General features: G+C 61.9%; 16 protein-coding genes, 1 tRNA gene and 1 pseudogene. 3 read left to right on the plus strand and 15 right to left on the minus strand.

Features of this window, described 5'->3' with window-relative positions; all coding sequences use genetic code 11:
- Window positions 1-90 precede the first annotated feature (90 nt).
- The 3 genes from fusA to rpsL form a co-directional block, all read right to left on the minus strand.
- Window positions 91-2,181 (minus strand): elongation factor G, encoded by a 2,091-nt coding sequence (fusA, locus tag NMG80_RS14315; protein ID WP_254018697.1) that lies wholly within the window; start codon window positions 2,179-2,181, stop codon window positions 91-93.
- Between the two features lie 30 nt (window positions 2,182-2,211).
- Entirely contained in the window at window positions 2,212-2,682 is a 471-nt protein-coding gene (gene rpsG, locus NMG80_RS14320; RefSeq protein ID WP_008875664.1) for a 30S ribosomal protein S7, read from the minus strand.
- An 85-nt stretch (window positions 2,683-2,767) separates the two neighbouring features.
- Window positions 2,768-3,139, minus strand: coding sequence for a 30S ribosomal protein S12 (rpsL, locus tag NMG80_RS14325; RefSeq protein WP_006333356.1), 372 nt, complete (start codon window positions 3,137-3,139; stop codon window positions 2,768-2,770).
- A 462-nt stretch (window positions 3,140-3,601) separates the two neighbouring features.
- Here rpsL and NMG80_RS14330 point away from each other — a divergent pair, with 462 nt between their 5' ends.
- Both NMG80_RS14330 and NMG80_RS14335 read left to right on the plus strand, forming a co-directional pair.
- On the plus strand, window positions 3,602-3,883 hold the full coding sequence (locus NMG80_RS14330; protein WP_023798115.1) for a hypothetical protein: 282 nt from the start codon (window positions 3,602-3,604) through the stop codon (window positions 3,881-3,883).
- Between the two features lie 94 nt (window positions 3,884-3,977).
- Window positions 3,978-4,913 (plus strand): Gfo/Idh/MocA family protein, encoded by a 936-nt coding sequence (locus tag NMG80_RS14335; RefSeq protein WP_254018698.1) that lies wholly within the window; start codon window positions 3,978-3,980, stop codon window positions 4,911-4,913.
- Window positions 4,914-5,271: 358 nt separating this feature from the next.
- Here the strand turns inward: NMG80_RS14335 and rpoC are convergent, their stop codons facing one another.
- From rpoC to NMG80_RS14385, 10 genes are all read right to left on the minus strand, one after another.
- Complete coding sequence (gene rpoC, locus NMG80_RS14340; RefSeq protein ID WP_027155820.1) at window positions 5,272-9,468, minus strand: DNA-directed RNA polymerase subunit beta'; 4,197 nt, start codon at window positions 9,466-9,468, stop codon at window positions 5,272-5,274.
- 186 nt (window positions 9,469-9,654) lie between these two features.
- Window positions 9,655-13,791, minus strand: a complete 4,137-nt coding sequence (gene rpoB, locus NMG80_RS14345) for a DNA-directed RNA polymerase subunit beta (RefSeq protein ID WP_254018699.1) — start codon at window positions 13,789-13,791, stop codon at window positions 9,655-9,657.
- A 254-nt stretch (window positions 13,792-14,045) separates the two neighbouring features.
- Window positions 14,046-14,423: a 50S ribosomal protein L7/L12 gene (gene rplL, locus NMG80_RS14350; protein WP_023680442.1), complete on the minus strand. Its 378-nt coding sequence runs from the start codon at window positions 14,421-14,423 to the stop codon at window positions 14,046-14,048.
- A 54-nt stretch (window positions 14,424-14,477) separates the two neighbouring features.
- The gene (gene rplJ / locus NMG80_RS14355; protein ID WP_065011395.1) at window positions 14,478-14,996 is read right to left on the minus strand and encodes a 50S ribosomal protein L10; all 519 of its coding nucleotides are present in this window, start codon (window positions 14,994-14,996) and stop codon (window positions 14,478-14,480) included.
- A 413-nt stretch (window positions 14,997-15,409) separates the two neighbouring features.
- Window positions 15,410-16,108 carry a 50S ribosomal protein L1 gene (rplA, locus tag NMG80_RS14360; protein WP_254018700.1) on the minus strand — a complete coding sequence of 233 codons (699 nt, stop codon included), beginning with the start codon at window positions 16,106-16,108 and terminating at the stop codon, window positions 15,410-15,412.
- 4 nt (window positions 16,109-16,112) lie between these two features.
- Window positions 16,113-16,541, minus strand: a complete 429-nt coding sequence (gene rplK, locus NMG80_RS14365; protein WP_023798121.1) for a 50S ribosomal protein L11 — start codon at window positions 16,539-16,541, stop codon at window positions 16,113-16,115.
- Between the two features lie 172 nt (window positions 16,542-16,713).
- Window positions 16,714-17,241 (minus strand): transcription termination/antitermination protein NusG, encoded by a 528-nt coding sequence (nusG, locus tag NMG80_RS14370; RefSeq protein WP_254018701.1) that lies wholly within the window; start codon window positions 17,239-17,241, stop codon window positions 16,714-16,716.
- 27 nt (window positions 17,242-17,268) lie between these two features.
- Window positions 17,269-17,472: a preprotein translocase subunit SecE gene (gene secE / locus NMG80_RS14375; RefSeq protein WP_013531408.1), complete on the minus strand. Its 204-nt coding sequence runs from the start codon at window positions 17,470-17,472 to the stop codon at window positions 17,269-17,271.
- A 410-nt stretch (window positions 17,473-17,882) separates the two neighbouring features.
- A tRNA-Trp gene (locus NMG80_RS14380) sits at window positions 17,883-17,958 on the minus strand.
- A 35-nt stretch (window positions 17,959-17,993) separates the two neighbouring features.
- Window positions 17,994-18,503 carry a metal-dependent hydrolase gene (locus tag NMG80_RS14385; protein ID WP_254018702.1) on the minus strand — a complete coding sequence of 170 codons (510 nt, stop codon included), beginning with the start codon at window positions 18,501-18,503 and terminating at the stop codon, window positions 17,994-17,996.
- Between NMG80_RS14385 and NMG80_RS14390 the strand changes: the two genes are divergently transcribed.
- The gene (locus NMG80_RS14390; RefSeq protein ID WP_254018703.1) at window positions 18,489-18,665 is read left to right on the plus strand and encodes a hypothetical protein; all 177 of its coding nucleotides are present in this window, start codon (window positions 18,489-18,491) and stop codon (window positions 18,663-18,665) included. The genes NMG80_RS14385 and NMG80_RS14390 overlap by 15 nt on opposite strands.
- Here NMG80_RS14390 and NMG80_RS14395 read toward each other — a convergent pair.
- The gene (locus tag NMG80_RS14395) at window positions 18,638-20,305 is read right to left on the minus strand and encodes a COG3904 family protein (protein ID WP_436798616.1); all 1,668 of its coding nucleotides are present in this window, start codon (window positions 20,303-20,305) and stop codon (window positions 18,638-18,640) included. The two genes, NMG80_RS14390 and NMG80_RS14395, sit on opposite strands and share 28 nt — an antisense overlap.
- Before the next feature lie 202 nt (window positions 20,306-20,507).
- Window positions 20,508-22,377: pseudogene (locus NMG80_RS14400) on the minus strand (COG3904 family protein).
- Window positions 22,378-22,555 lie beyond the last annotated feature (178 nt).

Genomic DNA, 22,555 nt, shown 5'->3' on the forward strand with positions numbered 1-22,555 from the left:
ACGCTCGAATTTACCTTTTGCCATGTGATCTCTCCATTCCTGCTCGCCCGTGCGGGCTTTGAATTAAGTTAGCGCTGCAACCCGTTCCGGTTACGCGTATTTTTTCTGGACTTCCTGAGCGACCGCGGTCGGCACCGGCTCGTAGTGATCGAACTGCATCGTGTAGGCCGCGCGGCCCTGGCTCATCGAGCGCAAATTGTCGACGTATTTGAACATGTTGGCGAGCGGCACCATTGCGTTGACAACCACCGCCACCCCACGCGCTTCCTGGCCCTGAATCTGGCCGCGACGGCCGTTCAGATCACCGATGACGCTGCCGACATAATCTTCCGGCGTCACCACTTCGACCTTCATGATCGGCTCGAGCAACTGCACGCCAAGCTTGGGCGCCGCTTCACGGAAGCAGGCACGGCCGGCGATCTCGAACGCGAGCACCGAGGAGTCGACATCATGGTAGGCGCCGTCGATCAGCGTCGCCTTGACGCCGATCATCGGGAAGCCGGCGAACGGGCCAGAGGTCATGACGCTGTTGATGCCCTTTTCGACACCGGGGATGTATTCCTTCGGCACCGCGCCGCCGACGATCTTGGATTCGAACAGGAATTCGCTGCTTTCCGCATTTGGCTCGAACAGGATCTTGACACGGGCGAACTGGCCGGTGCCGCCGGTCTGCTTCTTGTGGGTGTAGTCCTGCTCGTGCCTGCGGGTGATCGTCTCGCGATAGGCCACCTGCGGCGCGCCGACATTGGCCTCGACCTTGAACTCGCGACGCATGCGGTCGACGATGATGTCGAGGTGGAGTTCGCCCATGCCGGAGATGATCGTCTGGCCGCTTTCCTCGTCGGTCTTGACGCGGAAGGACGGATCCTCGGCGGCCAGGCGATGCAGCGCAAGGCCCATCTTCTCCTGGTCGTTCTTGGTCTTCGGCTCGATCGCGATCTGGATGACCGGATCGGGGAATTCCATGCGCTCGAGGATGACCGGATGCAGCGGATCGCAGAGCGTGTCGCCAGTCGTCGTATCCTTGAGGCCGGCCAAAGCGACGATGTCGCCGGCGAAAGCCTCTTCGACGTCAGCGCGCGAATTCGCATGCATCTGCAGCATGCGGCCGATGCGCTCCTTCTTGCCCTTCACCGTATTGTCGACCGAGATGCCCTTGGTGAGCTTGCCCGAATAGATGCGGGCAAAGGTCAGCGAGCCGACGAACGGGTCGTTCATGATCTTGAAGGCGAGCATCGACAGCGGCTCGCTGTCGTCGGCGTGACGCTCGATCTCGGCGTCGGTCTTTGCATCGACACCCTTGATGGCCGGAACGTCGGCCGGCGACGGCAGATATTCGACGACTGCGTCGAGCAGCGGCTGCACGCCCTTGTTCTTGAAGGCCGAGCCGCAGAACATCGGGTAGAACTTCACCGCAATGGTGCCCTTGCGGATCAGGGAGCGGATCTCGTCATTGCTGGGCATCTTGCCTTCGAGGTAATTCTCGAGCGCCGTCTCGTCCATTTCGACGGCGGCCTCGATCATCTTCTCGCGATACTCTTCCGCACGTGCCCTAAGGTCGTCCGGGATCTCAACAACGTCCCAGGCGGCGCCCAGCGTCTCGTCGCGCCAGACCAGCGCGTTCATCTCGACCAGATCGACGATGCCCTTGAACTCGGTCTCGGCGCCGATCGGCAGCTGCATGACGACAGCCTGAGCACCGAGGCGCGAACCGATCATTTCGACCGAGCGATAGAAATCCGCGCCGATCTTGTCCATCTTGTTGCAGAAGATCATGCGCGGCACGCGGTACTTGTCGGCCTGGCGCCAGACGGTCTCCGTCTGCGGCTCGACACCGGCATTGGCGTCGAGCAGCGCAATGGCGCCGTCGAGCACGCGCAGCGAACGCTCGACCTCGATGGTGAAGTCGACGTGGCCCGGAGTGTCGATGATGTTGAAGCGGTGCATCTTGCCGTCACGACCCTTCCAGAAGGTCGTGGTCGCGGCGGACGTGATGGTGATGCCGCGTTCCTGCTCCTGCTCCATCCAGTCCATGGTGGCAGCGCCGTCATGGACTTCGCCGATCTTGTGCGACTTGCCCGTGTAGTAGAGGACGCGCTCGGTGGTCGTCGTCTTGCCGGCGTCGATATGCGCCATGATACCGAAATTGCGGTAGTCTTCGATTTTATATTCGCGGGCCATGGGAGGTGCCTCTTCAGTCTCGTTCGCGCTTTACCAGCGGTAGTGCGCGAAGGCGCGGTTGGCTTCTGCCATCTTGTGGGTGTCTTCACGCTTCTTGACGGCGGTGCCGCGGTTGTTGGCCGCGTCCATCAACTCACCGGAGAGGCGGTCGACCATCGTGGTCTCGTTGCGGTTGCGGGCGGCGGCGATCAGCCAGCGGATGGCCAGCGCCTGACGGCGCTCGGGGCGCACGTCGACCGGAACCTGGTAGGTGGCGCCGCCGACGCGGCGCGAACGCACTTCCACATGCGGCGCGACATTGTCGAGCGCCTGATGGAAGACGGTGACCGGCTCCTGCTTGGTCTTGGACTGGACCTGGTCGAGCGCGCCGTAGACGATGGTCTCGGCAACCGACTTCTTGCCGTCATACATAACGGCGTTCATGAACTTGGTGACGATCAGATCGCCGAACTTCGGGTCCGGATTGATCTCACGCTTTTCTGCACTGTGACGACGGGACATTTTTTCTCTGCCTCAATTCTGCGTGGTGGCCTGGATCCCGGATCGCCGCCTGGCGCCGTCCGGGATGACCTTGGCTACGCTTCGGTCACTTCGGACGCTTGGCGCCGTACTTCGAACGGCGCTGCTTGCGGTTCTTCACACCCTGCGTGTCGAGCACGCCGCGGATGATATGGTAGCGGACGCCCGGAAGATCCTTGACGCGGCCGCCGCGGATCATCACCACCGAGTGTTCCTGAAGGTTGTGGCCTTCGCCGGGGATGTAGCCGATCACTTCAAACCCATTGGTCAGGCGGATCTTGGCCACCTTGCGCAGCGCCGAGTTCGGCTTCTTCGGCGTCGTTGTGTAGACGCGCGTGCAGACGCCCCGCTTCTGCGGGTTCTGCTGCATGGCCGGGACCTTGTTGCGCTTCACCGGCGCAATGCGCGGCTTGCGGATCAGCTGGTTGACGGTAGGCATTAAACCCTCTTGTCTCTCAATTCCGTGTCTCGCCCGGTCAGGGCCGCTCAAGGCGTCATTTCCATACGCAAATTCGGGCCACAAACCGCGCCTCGCGGTCTTGCCCGAACAAATGGCAGAGGAAGCGGAAACCGCTTCATGCACGCCGGAAATGTCTTTTCGCTCGTAAAACGAACCCTGTTTGAGGCAAACTCCAAAGCGTGTCGCTTCGGAAGGGAGAGCCTCACATCGGTTCTGACTGGCCGGCTTCTACTCGCAAGCCTGTTGCCCGTCAACCCCGGAGCGCCAAATATTACGCTGAAACCGAGGCTTGGCAGCCATGCGAAAAGCGCATGTAAATTTCTTTCGCCATTTTGCAAGGGGAAGGAAGAAAGTGACCGGCCCTCGGCTGTTGCGCGGCCAGGCTTCATGCGAAAAGGCGACATGAACAGCGCAAATCCCCTCGCCCGGAGGAATCGGCCCGTGAACGACAATGATGAGCGCCCGGTCACCATCATCACCGGCCGGGCGTGGAAAAGAAAGGGCGGCAAGCCGGAAGGCGTCCACCTCATGCTGGTCGCGCCCGACGACGATTCGGCGGTGCGCCGGGCGCTCGAATCACTGGCGGCTGAAGGCTACGCCGAGGCGGAGCTCGACCAGATCGGCGACCTGGACGGCGTGCCCGACGAAGAGCCGCACCTTTCCGCCTATCAGGGCGCGCTCGAAGGCGAAGTGTCGATCGTCACCTTCGATGTACCGCTCTGACCAGCCATGTCCTTGGCCGTCGCGGTCTAGCACTGCTTGCCCGGCATCGGTTCTCTGCTAAGAACCAAGCGCAATATCAAACTGCGGAGTCCCCATGTCCCTGAATAGCGGTCCCATCAAGCTCGGCATCGTCGGCGTGGGAAAGATTGCTCACGACCAGCACCTTCCGGCCCTGGCCAAGGACCGCGACTACCTACTCACCGCCGCCGCCAGCCGGCACCGCAAAGTGGACGGCATCGCGAATTTTCCTGATATCGAGGCGATGCTCGACGCCGTGCCGGAACTCGAGGCCGTATCGCTCTGCATGCCGCCGCAGTTCCGCTACGACGCCGCGCGGACAGCGCTCGAAGCGAAAAAGCATGTCTTCCTGGAAAAGCCGCCGGGCGCCACCGTCAGCGAGGTCGAGGACCTGAAAGCGCTGGCGGCGGCAAACGGCGTCTCGCTGTTTGCCAGCTGGCATTCGCGCTATGCGCCGGCGGTGGAAGCGGCGCGTGCATTTTTAGGCTCGACCCAGATCAGGTCGGCCGCCATCAACTGGAAGGAAGACGTGCGCCGCTGGCACCCCAACCAGGACTGGATCTGGGCCCCGGGCGGCTTCGGCGTCTTCGATCCCGGCATCAACGCGTTGTCGATCGCGACCCACATATTGCCGGCGATGTTCATCACCTCCGCAATTCTCGATTTTCCCGAAAACCGCGCCGCACCGATCGCCGCGCACATCGCCTTCCGTACCTCGAACGGCTTGCCGGTGACGATGGAATTCGACTGGCGCCAGACCGGCCCGCAAAGCTGGGACATCCTGGCCGAGACGGACAAGGGCGCGATGGTGCTTTCGGGCGGCGGCTCAAAACTCGCGGTCGACGGCCGCGTCGTTCACGACGAGCCGGAAGCCGAATACCCGATGCTCTACAGGCGTTTCGCCGAGATCGTGCGCGCCGGCGTTTCCGATGTCGATCTCGCTCCGCTGCAGCACGTCGCCGACGCTTTCATGCTGGGTAAGCGCAATGTGGTGGAAGCGTTTTACGACTGACGCCGTGCAAGGTTATGAACGACGTCCGTTTGGATTCATCAACTTGCGATCGAAGCGCTGCCCCTCATCGCCCTGCCGGGCACTTCTCCCCGTATAGAGACGGGGAGAAGGACGCCTTCGCATAGGATTTCGCCAATCACAGGCGTTGCAGAAAGGGTGCCAAGGTTGCGGCCAAGCCCTTTCTCCCCGTTTACGGGGAGAAATGCCCGGCAGGGCAATGAGGGGCGGCGCCGGACGATCGAAATAAGTCGCAACACTCGACGACGCCTCCTCCCAGTCCATCGCCAACTTCAACTCACAAAAAAAGCCGCCGGGTTGCCCCGACGGCTTCGTTGCCTGAGATCTTTATCTGCCGCGCTTACTGCGCGGCGGAAGCCATGTCGGTCAGCATCGGATCGGCGACCTCGACGCCTGACGCCTTGCGGCGCTCGTCGATGATCAGCTCGTCGCGCGAGGTGGCGATGCGCCGGATCTGGCTCATCGTGCCGCCGGTGCCGGCCGGGATCAGACGGCCGACGATGACGTTTTCCTTCAGCCCCTGCAGCATGTCGGTTTTGCCGGCAACCGCCGCTTCGGTCAGCACTCTGGTCGTCTCCTGGAAAGAGGCGGCCGAGATGAAGGACGGCGTCTGCAGCGAGGCCTTGGTGATGCCCAACAGCACCGGCTGGCCTTCGGCCGGCTTCTTGCCGTCCTCGACCAGGCGCTCGTTGACCTCTTCCAGCTCGATCACGTCGACGTGGTCGCCCGGAATGTAGGTCGAGTCGCCCTGCGCAGTGATCTCGACCTTCTGCAGCATCTGGCGAACGATCACCTCGATGTGCTTGTCGTTGATCGACACGCCCTGCAGACGGTAGACCTCCTGGATCTCGTTGACGAGATAGGAGGCAAGCGCCTCCACGCCCTTGATCGCCAGGATGTCATGCGGCGCCGGATTGCCGTCGAGGATGTAGTCGCCCTTCTCGATGACGTCGCCGTCCTGGAGATGGAACGGCTTGCCCTTCGGGATCAGGTATTCGACCGGCTCAAGCGTCGAGTCATGCGGCTCGATGATGATGCGACGCTTGTTCTTGTAGTCGCGGCCGAAGCGGATCGTGCCATCGATCTCGGCGATGATGGCGTGATCCTTCGGACGGCGTGCCTCGAACAGTTCGGCAACACGCGGCAGACCGCCGGTGATGTCCTTGGTCTTGGCGCTTTCCATCGGGATACGCGCCAGCACGTCGCCGGGGCGAACCTGTGCACCCGGCTCGACCGAAAGAATGGCCTCGACCGAGAGCAGGAAGCGAGCGTCGCCACCCTTCGACAGTTTGCCGACCTTGCCCTTGGCGTCCTGGACGACGATCGCCGGCTTGAGGTCGTTGCCGCGTGGCGTCGAACGCCAGTCGATGACCTCGCGCTTGGTGATGCCCGTCGATTCGTCGGCCGTTTCCTGGACGGAAATGCCGTCGACCAGATCTTCGAACGCCACCTTGCCCTCGATTTCGGTGAGGACCGGGCGGGTATAGGGATCCCACTCGGCGATGCGCTGGCCGCGCTTCACCTTGTCGCCATCGTCCACGAATATGCGCGAACCATAGGTGAGGCGGTGCGTGGCGCGTTCCTTGCCGGCCTCGTCGAGGATCAGCACCGCCATGTTGCGGCCCATGACCATCTGCTGGCCGTCGGAGTTGCGCACCACGTTGCGGTTGCGGATCTCGACCTTGCCCTCATACGAGGCTTCAAGGAACGACGAGTCCACCACCTGCGCCGTACCGCCCATGTGGAAGGTACGCATGGTGAGCTGGGTGCCCGGCTCGCCGATCGACTGCGCCGCGATGACGCCGACAGCCTCGCCCTGGTTGACCGGGGTGCCGCGGGCCAGATCGCGTCCGTAGCAGACCGCGCAGACACCGACCCTGACGTCGCAAGTCAGCGCCGAGCGGATGCGGACCGACTGGACGCCGGCCTTTTCGATCTGCTCGACGTCGCGTTCGTCCATCAGCGTTCCGGCCTTGACCAGAACCTCACCCGTGACCGGATGCGTGATGTCGTCGAGCGCCGTGCGGCCGAGAACCCGCTGGCCGACGGAAGCGACGACCTGGCCGGCATCGACGATCGGCTGCATGGTGAGGCCCTTGTCGGTGCCGCAGTCGACGGAGTTGACGATGCAGTCCTGCGCCACGTCGACCAGACGACGGGTGAGATAACCCGAGTTCGCCGTCTTCAAGGCGGTGTCGGCCAGACCCTTGCGGGCGCCGTGGGTCGAGTTGAAGTACTCGAGCACGGTCAGGCCTTCCTTGAAGTTCGAGATGATCGGCGTCTCGATGATCTCGCCGCTAGGCTTGGCCATCAGGCCGCGCATGCCGGCAAGCTGGCGCATCTGTGTGGGCGAGCCGCGCGCACCGGAATGCGACATCATATAGATCGAGTTCATCGGCTTTTGACGGCCATTGTCCTCGAACTCGACCGCCTTGATGCGGGCCATCATCTCGTCGGCGACCTTTTCCGAGCACTTGGCCCAGGCGTCGACGACCTTGTTGTACTTCTCGCCCTGCGTGATCAGGCCGTCATTGTACTGCTGCTCGTATTCCTTAGCCAAGGCCTCGGTGTCGGAAACCAGCTTGATCTTGGCATCCGGGATCAGCATGTCGTCCTTGCCGAACGAAATGCCGGCGCGGCAGGCATGGCTGAAGCCGAGGGCCATGATGCGATCGCAGAAAATGACCGTCTCCTTCTGACCGCAATGGCGGTAGACGGTGTCGATCATCTTGGAGATGTTCTTCTTGGTCATCTCCTGGTTGGCGGTCTCGTACGGCACGTTGACGTTCTTCGGCAGAAGCTCGCCGATGATCATGCGGCCGGGCGTGGTGTCGTAGATTTTCGACACGACCTTGCCGTCCGCATCGACCGTGCGGAAGCGGCCCTTGATCTTGGAGTGCAGCGTCACCGCCTTGGTCTCGAGCGCGTGCTGGAGTTCGCCCATATCGGCAAACACCATGCCCTCGCCCGGCTCGTTCTGGTTGACGATCGAGAGATAGTAGAGACCCAGAACCATGTCCTGCGACGGCACGATGATCGGCGCGCCGGAAGCCGGGTGCAGGATGTTGTTGGTCGACATCATCAGCACGCGGGCTTCAAGCTGTGCTTCCAGCGACAGCGGCACGTGAACCGCCATCTGGTCGCCGTCGAAGTCGGCGTTAAAGGCCGTGCAGACCAGCGGGTGAAGCTGGATCGCCTTGCCTTCGATCAGGATCGGCTCGAACGCCTGGATGCCGAGGCGGTGCAGCGTCGGCGCGCGGTTCAGAAGCACCGGATGCTCGCGGATAACCTCGTCGAGGATATCCCAGACCTCCGGACGCTCCTTCTCGACCAGCTTCTTCGCCTGCTTGACGGTCGAGGAATAACCCTTGGCGTCGAGACGGGCATAGATGAACGGCTTGAACAGTTCGAGCGCCATCTTCTTCGGCAGGCCGCACTGGTGCAGCTTGAGCTCCGGACCGGTCACGATGACGGAGCGGCCGGAATAGTCGACGCGCTTGCCGAGCAGGTTCTGGCGGAACCGGCCCTGCTTGCCCTTCAGCATGTCGGACAGCGACTTCAGCGGGCGCTTGTTGGCGCCGGTGATGACGCGGCCGCGACGGCCGTTGTCGAACAGCGCGTCGACGGCTTCCTGCAGCATGCGCTTTTCATTGCGCACGATGATGCCGGGCGCACGCAGCTCGATCAGCCGCTTCAAGCGGTTGTTGCGGTTGATGACGCGGCGATAGAGATCGTTGAGATCCGACGTGGCGAAGCGGCCGCCGTCCAGAGGAACCAGCGGGCGCAGGTCCGGCGGGATCACCGGGACCACCTTCATGATCATCCATTCCGGACGGTTGCCGGACTCCATGAAGTTCTCGACGACCTTGAGCCGCTTCAGATACTTCTTCTGCTTGAGCTCGGACGTGGTCGAAGCCAGCTCCGAACGCAGGTCGCCGGCGATCTTCTCCAGGTCCATGCCGGCCAGAAGGTCGTGGATGGCCTCGGCGCCGATCATGGCGGTGAAGCTATCCTCGCCATATTCGTCGACGGCCATCATGTACTCTTCCTCGCTGAGGAGCTGGTGCTCCTTCAGCGCGGTGAGGCCGGGCTCGGTGACGATGTAGTTCTCGAAGTAGAGAACGCGCTCGATGTCCTTCAGCGTCATGTCGAGCAGCGTGCCGATACGCGACGGCAGCGACTTCAGGAACCAGATATGGGCGACCGGCGCGGCCAGCTCGATATGGCCCATGCGCTCGCGACGGACGCGCGACAGCGTGACTTCGACGCCGCACTTCTCGCAGATGACGCCCTTGTACTTCATGCGCTTGTACTTGCCGCACAGGCATTCGTAGTCCTTGATCGGACCGAAAATGCGCGCGCAGAACAGGCCGTCGCGCTCCGGCTTGAAGGTGCGGTAGTTAATGGTCTCCGGCTTCTTGATCTCGCCGAACGACCAGGACAGAATCTTCTCAGGGCTGGCGAGCGAAATCCGGATGGAATCGAACACCTGTGCAGGCGCCTGGGGATTGAAGAGATTCATGACCTCTTGGTTCATGCCGTTCTCCTTTTCGGGGTCATCGAAAACCCCTTGCATCTAGCGCGGGCCAAACGCCCGCCGACTTGGTCGACCATCGGTCGAAGAAACTTTCTTGTTTGAGCATGATCTTGGCCGAAAACCGGTAACCACTTTTCGGGATCATGCTCGGCGCTCGGTCGCGGGTTTCCGCGACCGAGCGTCTGCTTACTCGGCCGCGTCGGGCAGCCGGATCGGGTTGTCGTCGAGCTTGGTGTTCTCCAGCTCGACATTGAGGCCCAGAGACCGCATTTCCTTGACGAGAACGTTGAAGCTCTCGGGAATGCCGGCCTCGAACGTGTCGTCGCCTCTGACGATCGCCTCGTAGACCTTGGTGCGGCCGGCGACGTCGTCCGACTTCACCGTCAGCATCTCCTGCAGCGTGTAGGCGGCGCCGTACGCTTCGAGCGCCCAGACCTCCATCTCGCCGAAGCGCTGGCCACCGAACTGCGCCTTGCCGCCCAGCGGCTGCTGGGTAACGAGCGAATACGGCCCGATCGAACGCGCGTGGATCTTGTCGTCCACAAGGTGGTGAAGCTTGAGCATATATATGTAGCCCATCGTCACTTTGCGATCGAACGGCTCGCCGGTGCGTCCGTCATAGAGCTGCGACTGACCGCTGGTGTGCAGGCCCGCCTGCTCCAGCATGATGTTGATGTCGGCCTCGTGCGCGCCGTCGAACACCGGTGTCGCGATGGAGACGCCGCGGCGCATCTGCTCGCTGAGGCGAACGACGCTGTCGTCGTCATAATCGCGGATCGGCTCGTTGCGGTCGTTGGCCGGCATGAAGCTCTCGAGCGTCTTGCGCAGCGGCTTGATGTCGCCGCCAGTCTTGTACGCGTCGATCAGCTCGCCGATCTTCCTGCCCATTCCGGCGCAAGCCCAGCCCAGATGCGTCTCCAGGATCTGGCCGACATTCATGCGGCTCGGCACACCCAGAGGGTTGAGCACGATATCGGCATGCGTGCCGTCCTCGAGGAAAGGCATGTCCTCGACCGGAACGATCCGCGACACGACTCCCTTGTTGCCGTGCCGGCCGGCCATCTTGTCGCCGGGCTGCATCTTGCGCTTCACCGCCACGAAGACCTTGACCATCTTCATGACGCCGGGAGGCATCTCGTCGCCGCGCTGCACCTTCTCGACCTTGTCCATGAAGCGCTGTTCGAGCGCCTTCTTGGAATCGTCGTACTGGCCACGCAGGGCTTCCAGTTCGCTCTGGAGCTTTTCGTTCTCCACCGCAAACTGCCACCACTGCGAACGCGGATACTCGTCGAGCGTATCCTTCGACAGCTTCGAGCCTTTCTTAAAACCCTTCGGCCCGGCTATCGCATCCTTGCCGACGAGAACGTCGGAAAGGCGCGAATAGACATTGCGGTCGAGGATCGCCTGCTCGTCGTCGCGGTCCTTGGCGAGGCGTTCGATCTCCTCGCGTTCGATCGCCATGGCGCGCTCGTCCTTCTCCACACCGTGGCGGTTGAAGACGCGCACTTCGACGACGGTGCCGAAGGTTCCGGGCGGCATGCGCATGGAGGTGTCACGCACGTCCGATGCCTTTTCGCCGAAGATGGCGCGCAGAAGCTTTTCTTCCGGCGTCATCGGGCTTTCGCCCTTCGGCGTGATCTTGCCGACCAGGATGTCGCCCGGCTGCACTTCGGCACCGATATAGACGATGCCGGCCTCGTCGAGGTTCTTCAGCGCTTCTTCCGAGACGTTGGGAATGTCGCGGGTGATTTCCTCCGGCCCGAGCTTGGTGTCGCGCGCCATGACCTCGAACTCCTCGATGTGGATCGAGGTGAAGACGTCGTCGGCGACGATGCGCTCGGACAAGAGGATCGAGTCCTCGTAGTTGTAGCCGTTCCACGGCATGAATGCGACCAGCACGTTGCGGCCGAGCGCCAGATCGCCGAGCTCGGTCGACGGGCCGTCGGCGATGATGTCGCCCTTGTTGACCAGGTCGCCCATGCGCACCAGCGGACGCTGGTTGATGCAGGTGTTCTGGTTCGAACGCTGGAACTTCATCAGCCGGTAGATGTCGACGCCCGACTTGCCGGGATCGAGATCTTCCGTGGCGCGGATGACGATACGCGTCGCGTCGACCTGGTCGACGATGCCGCCGCGGCGGGCGCCGATGGCGGCGCCGGAGTCACGGGCGACGATCGGCTCCATGCCGGTGCCGACGAACGGCGCTTCGGCGCGCACCAGCGGCACGGCCTGACGCTGCATGTTCGAGCCCATCAGCGCGCGGTTGGCGTCGTCGTTCTCGAGGAACGGGATCAGGGCCGCGGCCACCGACACCATCTGCTTCGGCGACACGTCCATCAGATCGACGTTTTCGCGCGGCGCCATCATCACTTCGCCGGCGTTGCGGCAAATGACGAATTCGTCGACGAAACCACCATTCTTGTCGAGCTCGGCATTGGCCTGCGCGACGTGGTGCTTGGCCTCTTCCATCGCCGACAGATAGACGACCTCATTGGTCAGCTTGCCGTTGACGATCTTGCGGTACGGGCTCTCGATGAAGCCATACTTGTTGACGCGCGCAAAGGTGGCCAGCGAGTTGATCAGACCGATGTTCGGGCCTTCCGGCGTCTCGATCGGGCAGATGCGGCCGTAATGCGTCGGATGCACGTCGCGCACCTCGAAGCCGGCGCGCTCGCGGGTCAGACCACCGGGTCCAAGCGCCGAGAGCCGGCGCTTGTGGGTGATCTCCGACAGCGGGTTGGTCTGATCCATGAACTGCGACAGCTGCGAGGAACCGAAGAACTCGCGCACGGCGGCAGCCGCCGGCTTGGCGTTGATCAGGTCCTGCGGCATCACCGTATCGATCTCGATCGAGGACATGCGTTCCTTGATCGCGCGCTCCATGCGCAACAGGCCGACGCGATACTGGTTCTCCATCAGCTCGCCGACCGAGCGCACGCGGCGATTGCCGAGATTGTCGATGTCGTCGATCTCGCCCTTGCCGTCGCGCAGTTCGACCAGCGTCTTGACCACCGCCAGGATATCGTCCTTGCGCAGCACGCGCACGGTGTCCTCGGCCTTGAGCTCGAGGCGCATGTTCATCTTGACGCGACCGACGGCCGACAGATCATACCGCTCGCTGTCGAAGAACAGCGAGTTGAACATGGCTTCGGCGGTTTCGAGCGTCGGCGGCTCGCCGGGGCGCATGACGCGGTAGATGTCGAACAGCGCGTCCTGGCGGCTCTCGTTCTTGTCGACGTTGAGCGTGTTGCGGATATAGGCGCCGACATTGACGTGGTCGATGTCGAGAACCTTGATCTCGTCGTCGCCGGCGGCGAGAAGCACTTTTAGCGTCTTTTCGTCGATCTCGTCGCCGGCCTCGAGGAAAATCTCGCCGGTCGCATAGTTGACGATGTCCTCGGCAAGGTAGTTGCCGAGCAGATCCTCGTCAGTCGCCTTGATCGCCTTGAGACCCTTTTCGCCGAGCTGACGGGCCTGGCGTGCGGTGATCTTCTTGCCGGCCTCGACGACGACCTCGTTGGTGTCTGCATCGATCAGGTCGCCGACAGCCTTGAGGCCGCGGAAACGCTCGACGTTGAACGGGATGCGCCAGTGGTCGCCGGCGCGCTTGTAGGTGATCTTGTTGTAGAAGGTCGACAGGATCTCCTCGCCGTCCATGCCGAGCGCCATCAGCAGCGACGTCACCGGGATCTTGCGGCGACGGTCGATGCGGGCGTGCACGACATCCTTCGAGTCGAACTCGATGTCGAGCCAGGAACCGCGATAGGGGATGACGCGCGCGGCAAACAGCAGCTTGCCCGACGAGTGCGACTTGCCCTTGTCATGGTCGAAGAAGACGCCCGGCGAACGGTGCATCTGCGAGACGATGACACGCTCGGTGCCATTGACGATGAAGGTGCCGTTCAAGGTCATGAGCGGCATGTCGCCCATATAGACGTCCTGCTCCTTGATGTCCTTGATCGACTTGGCGCCGGTATCCTCGTCGATATCGAACACGATGAGGCGCAGCGTCACCTTGAGTGGCGCGGCATAGGTCAGGTCGCGCTGACGGCATTCGTCAACGTCGAATTTCGGCGCTTCGAACTCGTACTTCACGAATTCCAGCATCGAGGAGCCGGAAAAGTCGGAGATCGGGAACACCGATTTGAAAACCGCCTGCAGTCCCTCGTCAGGGCGCCCGCCCTTGGGCTCCTCGACCATCAGGAACTGGTCATACGATGCCTTCTGGACCTCGATCAGGTTCGGCATCTCCGCAACTTCCGGAATCTTTCCGAAGAATTTGCGTACGCGTCTGCGGCCATTGAAAGTTTGTGTCTGGGCCATCGTCGCTCCTTAGCTCGATTCTCGGGGCGAGCCTCGCCGCGGCTCGCCTTGCATTCTCGGCCACCTTCGGCGGCGGCCTTTTATTTGTTCACCCGCCACCTGTCGGTGGCCGGCCAAAACGGGAGAAAACCCGTTTCCTGAAGGCCGGTTTACGGCCCTCAGGAAAGAGGTTTTCGTACTCTTCGCGTTACGCAGCCTCCCTTCGCACCAAGGGAGCGGCGGACGGCGCGAAGCCGCCCGCCGATATTAAACGCTTACTTCAGTTCGACCTTGGCGCCGGCTGCTTCCAGCTGGGCCTTGAACTTGTCCGCGTCGGCCTTGGAAACAGCTTCCTTGACCGGCTTCGGAGCCGCCTCGACCAGGTCCTTGGCTTCCTTGAGGCCAAGACCGGTGATGGCGCGAACTTCCTTGATAACGTTGATCTTCTGAGCGCCCGCCTCGGTGAGGACGACGTCGAATTCCGTCTTTTCCTCGACCGGAGCAGCCGCAGCCGCAGCACCGCCGGCGGCAGCAACCGCCACCGGAGCAGCAGCGGAAACGCCCCACTTTTCTTCCAGAAGCTTCGACAGCTCGGCCGCCTCGAGGACGGTCAGCTTCGAAAGGTCGTCTACGATCTTTGCCAGATCAGCCATTGCAATATTCCTTCATAAGGTTCGAACGTGTGTTTGTGATAGCGAGGAACGGCCTCATGCCGCCTCGTCCTTCCGGGCGTAAGCGCCGATGACACGCGCGACCGAAGCCGCAGGCGCATTGACGATCTGGGCGATCCGGGTTGCCGGCGTGGCGATCATGCCAACCAGCCTGCCGCGCAGCTCATCGAGCGACGGAAGTGTGGCGAGTGCCTTCACACCGTCGGCGTTGAGCGAGGTGGTGCCCATTGCGCCGCCGAGAATGACGAGCTTGTCATTTCCCTTGGCGAAATCGGACGCGACCTTCGGCGCCGCAATCGGATCCTCCGAATAGGCGATCAGCGTCTGTCCCTTGAACAGGTCGATGATCGATGCGGAGTCCGTGCCCTGAAGAGCGATTTTGGCGAGACGGTTCTTCGCGACTTTGACGGTGCCACCGGCGACACGCATTTTCGACCGAAGGTCGTTCATTTGCGCGACGGTGATACCGGCGTAGTGGGCCACGACGACTGAACCAGCGCCCGAAAACGCTTCATTCAGGCCCGTGACGAGTTCGCGTTTTTCCGCTCTGTCCACTGCCTATCTCCAGTTGACCCCAATCCTGTTAACGGGAACATTCCCATTACGAGGACAGGCGTCGGGTTGCCTTTTGCCGGCCGGGCCATCCAGTAACGGATCTCCCGAACGACGCTCGAGGATCCTGCCCCCTTTCGCCACACCAGCCGGCAAGCCGAATGGTGCGCAGACAAAAGGCAAACACGGTTCGAACCTTTCATTGGAGCTGTCGCTCCGTTGTCCGGTCTTCACCCGTCTCATGCAGGCCCACATGAATTAAGGCCCCCCTTGAACTAAGGCTTGGGGCCGCCCGCAATCTCGGACAGGATGTCCGGAAGCCTTCCGACTTCCGGTACCGGGCCGCCAAGATAAATCGGAGGCCCGGAATTCTGTTTGCGGATCAGCCCTTTAGCGGCAGATCCAAATGGTTCGTATCAGGACGCTGCCAGCGTCGAGACGTCGAGCTTGAGGCCAGGGCCCATCGTCGAGGTGACCGACACCTTCTTGACGTAGTTGCCCTTGGCGCCAGCCGGCTTCGCCTTGTTCACCGCGTCAGCGAAGGCGCGGACGTTCTCTTCCAGCGCCTTGACGTCGAACGAGATCTTGCCGACGCCGCCATGAACAATGCCGGCCTTCTCGACGCGGAACTCGACCGCGCCACCCTTCGACGCCTTGACGGCGGCGGTAACGTCGGTGGTGACAGTGCCGACCTTCGGGTTCGGCATCATGCCACGCGGGCCGAGCACCTTGCCCAGACGGCCGACCAGCGGCATCATGTCGGGCGTGGCGATGCAGCGATCGAAGTCGATCGTGCCCTTCTGGACGATGTCGACCAGATCCTCGGCGCCGACGATATCGGCGCCGGCCGCCCTGGCTTCCTCGGCCTTGTCGCCACGCGCGAAAACCGCGACGCGGACGGTACGGCCGGTGCCGTTCGGCAGGTTGACCACGCCACGGACCATCTGGTCGGCATGGCGCGGGTCGACACCCAGGTTCATCGCGATTTCAACGGTCTCGTCGAACTTCACCGAGGACCGGTCCTTGAGCAGCTTCAGCGCATCACCCAAGGCATAGGCCTTGTTGGGATCGATGCCTTCGCGGGTCTTCGATACACGCTTTGCGATCTTTGCCATGATCTCAGCCCACCACTTCCAGACCCATCGAGCGGGCGGAGCCCTCGACCATGCGCATGGCCCCCTCGATATCGGTTGCGTTCAGATCCTTCATCTTCTGCTCGGCGATGGCGCGCACCTTGTCGCGGCCGATGGTGCCGGCCTTGACCTTGCCCGGCTCCTTCGAGCCCGACTTCAGGTTTGCGGCCTTCTTCAGGAAGTAGCTCACCGGCGGCGTCTTCATGACGAAGGTGAACGACTTGTCCTGGTAGTAGGTGATCACGACCGGAACCGGCGATCCCTTTTCCATTTCCTGGGTCTGCGCGTTGAACGCCTTGCAGAACTCCATGATGTTGATGCCGCGCTGACCAAGCGCCGGTCCGATCGGGGGCGACGGCGTCGCCGAGCCCGCGGAAACCTGGAGCTTGAGCTGGCCTGCAATTTTCTTAGCCATCTCTTTCCTGCCTCTATCTCATGCCGGCCCCAAATCTGGGCAACACCGGCGGGTTGCAGTCTGGTGGTGCGGTTCCTGCGGCGGGCTAAAGCCGCGTTCGCCTCCCACCCCGTTTTGGCCGCGATTTCCACGCCGCCTCCCTCACCGCCGAATTGGCGACAAGGATTTCGGATCAGCCCTTTTCGACCTGTCCGAATTCGAGATCGACCGGCACGGCGCGCCCAAAGATCGAAACTTCCACCTTGAGCCGCGCCCGCTCCTCGTCCACTTCCTGGACGAAACCGTTGAACGAGGCGAACGGACCGTCCGAGACGCGGATCGCCTCGCCGATCTCGAAGGTGACCGACGGCTTCGGCCGCTCGACGCCTTCCTGCACCTGGTTCAGGATGCGCTGGGCCTCGGCCTCGGTGATCGGCACCGGCTTCGAATCGCCCAGGAAGCCGGTGACCTTCGGCGTGTTCTTCACCAGCGAGAACACCGCGTCGGTTAGGTTGGCCTTCAGCAGCACGTAGCCCGGGAAGAACTTGCGCTCGGCATCGACCTTGCGGCCGCGGCGTATCTCGACGACCTTCTCGGTCGGCACCACGATCTGCTCGATCTCAGCGGACAGGCCTTTCTGCTTGGCCTTGTTCTCGATATCCTCAGCGACCTTTTTTTCAAAGTTCGAATAGGCGTGGACGATGTACCACCGCGCAGTCATTTCAAGACTTCTCCGTAATCGCCGGACTTAGCGCCCAATGCCCAGAATCTGCTCGACCGCGAGGCCCATGAGCTGATCGGCAGTAAAGAAAAAGATCATCGCGATCACAGCGAACGCCAGGACCATCACCGTCGAGATCATCGTTTCGCGACGCGACGGCCAAGTCACCTTGGCGGTCTCCGCGCGAACCTGCTGGAGAAAGACGAAAGGATTTGTGGTTTTCGAAGCCATGTGCCGCTCTGTCTGCAAGACCCGTTGACCGGATCTCCTGGATGATCCCGCTGGCCGGGATGTGCCGCCTGAGCCTGTGTTCGCGCCGAATCAGCGCAATCATTTCGCCCATGCAAATCGGACGCGTAAAGCCGGCTTCCCAGCTCCACGCGTCGCGTGTCTGTTTCGTCTACATAAAACCGATTCTTGATCCACGCAAGTGGCAAGTGTCCGCTTTATGCCAAACGCCGCCTCGGAACCATCCAGTCGTCCCGTCCCGGCTATGGGCGCTCTTATGCCCCAAGACAGGCTATATGGCAAGCCACCACGCGATTTTCAAAAGGTCGAAGCGCGGAAGACCAGGAATTTTTTCATGAATTGACCACTTCGACAAATCGCACGGGGTTTCATGAATTGGCCATTTCGAGAAATGGCACGGGCAGCAGGGCTCGAACCTACGACCTGCGGTTTTGGAGACCGCCGCTCTACCAACTGAGCTATGCCCGTATCGCGCGCTGCTATTTCATAAAGCGGACAAGAACTCAAGTCGAGTTTTTAGGCGTGGCCGCGCCGGGCTGCGTTGGTCGAAATCCGAGGGCCAGCGCCCAGGCGCATATGAGAAGTTCGAGGGCAAAAGTCCAATGCAACATGAAGCTCATGACCCAGTTGCGATACGTCGCCGGGACCGTGACCAGCTCGAGCGCATGCCCGTCGAACGGCATCAGCCACATTATAGGCGAGGCCACGCTGTCCAGGATCATGTGTATCATTGCGGCGGCAAAGAAGGTGCCGACGGGGGCCAGATATCGCGAATCCCGCCATTTCGCGACCGACAGTGCCACAAGGCCAACCGCTGCCCAGAAGAGCGGCCAGTGCGTGATGTAGGCGTGGTGATGGGTTCGGCCGCCATCGACAAAATGGAAATAGACCATGTCGAGGTCCGGGACGACGCTGCCGAGCATAGCCGCCGCCATGATCCCCGATCTGCCGGGCCAACGGTTTCGTGCGAAAGTACCGAGTATGTAGCCGGCCGGAAGATGAGCGATCAGCATCGCCAAACCTTGTTTATTGCCGAATCGATCGAACGTCGCGGCATATTGTGGCGCATTCAGGAGCGACTACCCGGCTTCGCCCCAGCGGGCTATGGAGACGGCTATTTCGCGCTCGGCTGGGGCGTGCCTGCGCCCTATAACTTTACGGGCGCCTCGGCCTGAACCTCGGACGTCGACACCACGCGGCAATTCTCCGGCATTGGCTCCGACTTGCAGATGGTCGGTCCGGTAAATTCATCTGCCGATTCCAGCCCGGTCGTCAGCCCGATTTTCAGCATCATCTCGGGTTCGAGCTGCCGCTGGCGCGAGGCCGGCACCGACCGCATCGCCACCAGCAGACCGGGTCCGACCGCCATTTCCCTAAGATAGGCTTTGACCCGCTGCTCCAACCCCATCGAGTGCACGGTCAACTGCGCGCGAGGACCGACAAGGCGTCTGACACCACCGGCAAGCATGATTGGGCAGGCCGCGCCACACGCGCCGCTCGCATCGATCGTCAGTCCGACATAGACGCCATCCTTGGCGGCGCAATCCGCCTTGTCCGGCTCGCATCCAATGAAGTCCGTCCGCGCAACCGCCACGTCGAGCTTGCGTTCCCGGATCAACCTTCCGGCGGCCAGAGCGCCGAGCACGTCGCCTCCCGGCGAGTTGATCACCACGGGCAGTCGCCGATCACCGATCGTATCCAGCAGTTGGCGCAGCCGCTCCGGCGTTTGCGCGCTGATCATGCCTTCAGCGGAGATCCATTCGGGACAGTTGGGATCGCAGAGAAAACTTCTGCCTCGAACCAGGACGAAGCGCATATCGCCAACATCGGCCCGCTGCGCGGTTTCAGGTTTGCCCGGAGCGGCGGGAGCGGGCTTGGCGTACGCCACCACGTCGCCGGCTGGCGCCGGTATTTCCCTGCAGTTCGCGACCACCGGATCGGTGTTGCATAGGGTTGGCGCGGTCAGCAGGTCGACGGCATCCAGGCTGGTCACGAGCTTCGCCTGCAGCATGTCGTAGGGAGCCAGCTGCTGGATGCTGCTGGCCGGCGTGTTCTTCATCGTCTCGAGCACGGCAAGGCCGACGCCCATTTCGTTCAGATAGGCAGCCAGTCTTTTCTCCACCGACTTGCTCATCTCGTAGGTCTTGTAGCTGCCGGCGTTCTTGCGGCCGACGATCTTCTTGCTGAGGATTTTCTTCTTGCCTCTCACCACGCGATAGGTGGTCCGGTACTGCAATTTCGTGCGGATGTAGGTCGTGGTGATCTGATGCACGCCGAGATGGGCCCATTGCCCGACGACGCGCCTGATGCCGCCGGCAAGCATCAGCGGACAAGCGGAATTGCAGATGGCGCCGCTGGCATAGGCATTGCCGAAATAGCGAGCGCCCTTGCCGTCGTTTTCCCTGCAATCCTTGGCATCGGGCTGGCAACCGGTGAACCGGGTTTTGCCGACCGCGATATCGAGCTTGTTCTTGCGGAGCAGCCGGCCAAGCGCCAGCGCCGCTTCGACGTTGCCACCGGGAGAATCCACGACAACGGGCAGTTTTCGGCCACCAAGTCCCTTGAGCGTGCGTTTCAACAGCGCCGGCGTGCCGGCTTCTATCGAGCCTTCAGCCGATATCCATTCCGGGCAGGTCGGTTCGCAACCAGGCGCGCTGCTGCGGACGACGACAAACCGCATCGTCGGGCCAAGATCCGGGGCGGATTTTTTGGTGTTCGCCGCGAACGCAGCGTGTCCCATGACTAGGAACGACGCCAGGCAGATCACCCCAAGCATCCACCATGCCTGACCATTCAGACGGTGCCATGAAACCATTCCGGCAAGCCCCCGCAGTGCAAGCTATACTAGTTCAGCTTTGACGGCTTGCAACAGGGTTTTGCGACGCCGCAGGCGCCGGCTGTACCTAAAAAAGGCAAGCCGGGTGTACGCAAATAAGCAAAAAGGGCAGCCCGAGGACCGCCCTTTTTGCATTCGATCTGACAGGCCAACGCCGGCGTCGATATTGGCCGGCGCGAAGCTACAGCTTCGGGGGCACCGCGGCCTCGGCGTTGGCTGACGGCGTGACCCTGCAATTGTCGGGCTTCGGCAGCAACTTGCAGATGGTGGCGCCGGTCAGTTCGTCCACGGATTGAGGACCCGTCGTCAGGCCAAGCTTCAGCATCGTGTCAGGTTCGAGTTGGTGCTCGACCGGAATGCGCTGAAGCGCCATGAACAGATCAGGGTTGATTGCCATCTCGTCAAGGTAAGCCTTGATCAGCTGGTTTTGTCTCATCAGGCCCAGGCTGAGCAGCGCCCATGAACCGACAAGCCGCCTGACGCCGCCTGCTAGCATCAGCGCGCAGGCCGAATCGCAGTCGCCTTTCGCATCGCTGGCCACTCCGGCATATGCACCGTCTTTGGCCAGGCAACTCCACTCTCCCGGGTCGCAGCCAACGAAAACGGTGCGAGCAACGGCGACGTCGAGCTTCCTCTCGTGGATAATCCTCCCCGCCGCCAAAGCGCCAAATAAGTCGCCACCTCGCGAGCTAACCACTATGGCAGCCGCCGGTTGCCAAGCGTGGCGAGGAAATGGCGCAGCTTCTGCGGGGTCTGGCTGGTGATTACGCCTTGGGCCGATATCCATTCCGGACAGTCGGGATTGCAGGACGAATTGCTGCCACGAACCACGACGAAGCTCATCTCGGGTGCCCGTTCCCCGGCACTGCCCCCAGCGGCAGAGCCCACATCCATTCCGGGCAGTGGGGCTCGCAAATCGGATTGCTGCCGCGAACGAGTATGAAGCCCTTGTCCGGCGCCTCGTTCCCTGGCGCTGCCTCCACCGGCTGAGTAGGTGCATCCTTGGCCGGCTGAGAAAGTGGGACTTGAGCCGGTTGAGCAGGTCCGGCCTTCGCGTCGATCACTGCCACCTTGGCGGGCTTGGCATTCGCAGGGACCTCCCTGCAGTTCGCCGGCGCCGGGCTCCGCCGGCATATGCCCGCCAGCGTAAGTGTGTCGACGGAGTCCCTGCTAGTGACCAGCTTCATCGTCAGCATGTCGTCGAGGGCGATCTGGCGGATGTCGCTGGCGGGCGTGGCCTTCATTGTGTCCAGCACGCCCCGCCCGACGCCCATCTCCCTGAGATAGGCCGAAAGCCTCCTCTCAAGCGCCTTGCTCATCTCGTAGGTCTTGTATCCGACATTGTCTTGAGTGACGGTTTCTGTGGTGACCTTATACTTTTTGCCGCGCACAACCCGATAAGTCGTTCGATATCGCCGTGTTGTGCGGAAATGGGTCGTAGTGATCTGATGGACGCCCAGATAAGCCCAACTGCCGACCACGCGTCCGACGCCTCCGGCAAACATCAGCGGACATGCGGAGTTGCACATGGCACCGCCGTCGGACGCAATGCCGAAATATGCGGCGCCCTTGCCATCATTGGCCCGGCAATCCTTCATCCCGGGCCAACAATCGGAAAACTTGGTGATACCAACGGCGATATTAAGCTTGTTTTTGCGGATTATTCGACCAAGCTGAAGCGCAGCATCGACATTGCCGCCCGGGGAATTGACGACGATCGGCAGTTTGCGGCGGCCGAGCTTCTTCAATATGCGCTTGAGCTGCGCTGGCGTGCCCGCTTCAATGGCTCCTTCTGCCGATATCCATTCCGGACAGCTGGGCTCACAGCCGGTCGCGCTGCTGCGAACGACGGCGAACCGCATCGGCGAAATATCACCGGACCAGATCTGCGGCTCGGTCCAAGTCGTTAGATCGGACCATTTCGGGAAGACATCCTCGGCTTTCGCCGCAAAGGCAGCCATCGCCATTGCGACCACCGGCACCAGCCGAACCAGCCCGCGCCACCACCCGGCCCTACTGCTTAAACGGCGTCCCCGAACCACGCTTGGCAAAAGCCCCCTCAATGCAACCTATAATAGTTGCGGCACTGGTGCTTGCAATAGCTTTGAAACGACCGCGCAAGATTGTTCTGCGTGGAGCCAGTAAATAAAAAAGAGCGGCCCGAAGACCGCCCTTCCCCTGTCGATCCGACAAATGCCAGCGTCGATTACTCTTTGATGGTGACGACGA

Source organism: Mesorhizobium escarrei (assembly GCF_935825525.1).
In the GTDB taxonomy this organism is placed as follows: domain Bacteria; phylum Pseudomonadota; class Alphaproteobacteria; order Rhizobiales; family Rhizobiaceae; genus Mesorhizobium; species Mesorhizobium escarrei.

What these genes read in the sequence shown, in the direction of transcription:
- rplA (WP_254018700.1), bottom strand. Translation starts at nt 16,108, where the DNA reads ATGGCAAAGATCGCAAAGCGTGTATCGAAGACCCGCGAAGGCATCGAT.
- NMG80_RS14385 (WP_254018702.1), bottom strand. Translation starts at nt 18,503, where the DNA reads ATGCTGATCGCTCATCTTCCGGCCGGCTACATACTCGGTACTTTCGCA.
- NMG80_RS14335 (WP_254018698.1), top strand. Translation starts at nt 3,978, where the DNA reads ATGTCCCTGAATAGCGGTCCCATCAAGCTCGGCATCGTCGGCGTGGGA.
- NMG80_RS14390 (WP_254018703.1), top strand. Translation starts at nt 18,489, where the DNA reads ATGAGCGATCAGCATCGCCAAACCTTGTTTATTGCCGAATCGATCGAA.
- rpsL (WP_006333356.1), bottom strand. Translation starts at nt 3,139, where the DNA reads ATGCCTACCGTCAACCAGCTGATCCGCAAGCCGCGCATTGCGCCGGTG.
- fusA (WP_254018697.1), bottom strand. Translation starts at nt 2,181, where the DNA reads ATGGCCCGCGAATATAAAATCGAAGACTACCGCAATTTCGGTATCATG.
- secE (WP_013531408.1), bottom strand. Translation starts at nt 17,472, where the DNA reads ATGGCTTCGAAAACCACAAATCCTTTCGTCTTTCTCCAGCAGGTTCGC.
- rpsG (WP_008875664.1), bottom strand. Translation starts at nt 2,682, where the DNA reads ATGTCCCGTCGTCACAGTGCAGAAAAGCGTGAGATCAATCCGGACCCG.
- rpoC (WP_027155820.1), bottom strand. Translation starts at nt 9,468, where the DNA reads ATGAACCAAGAGGTCATGAATCTCTTCAATCCCCAGGCGCCTGCACAG.
- rpoB (WP_254018699.1), bottom strand. Translation starts at nt 13,791, where the DNA reads ATGGCCCAGACACAAACTTTCAATGGCCGCAGACGCGTACGCAAATTC.
- NMG80_RS14395 (WP_436798616.1), bottom strand. Translation starts at nt 20,305, where the DNA reads ATGGTTTCATGGCACCGTCTGAATGGTCAGGCATGGTGGATGCTTGGG.
- rplK (WP_023798121.1), bottom strand. Translation starts at nt 16,541, where the DNA reads ATGGCTAAGAAAATTGCAGGCCAGCTCAAGCTCCAGGTTTCCGCGGGC.
- nusG (WP_254018701.1), bottom strand. Translation starts at nt 17,241, where the DNA reads ATGACTGCGCGGTGGTACATCGTCCACGCCTATTCGAACTTTGAAAAA.
- rplL (WP_023680442.1), bottom strand. Translation starts at nt 14,423, where the DNA reads ATGGCTGATCTGGCAAAGATCGTAGACGACCTTTCGAAGCTGACCGTC.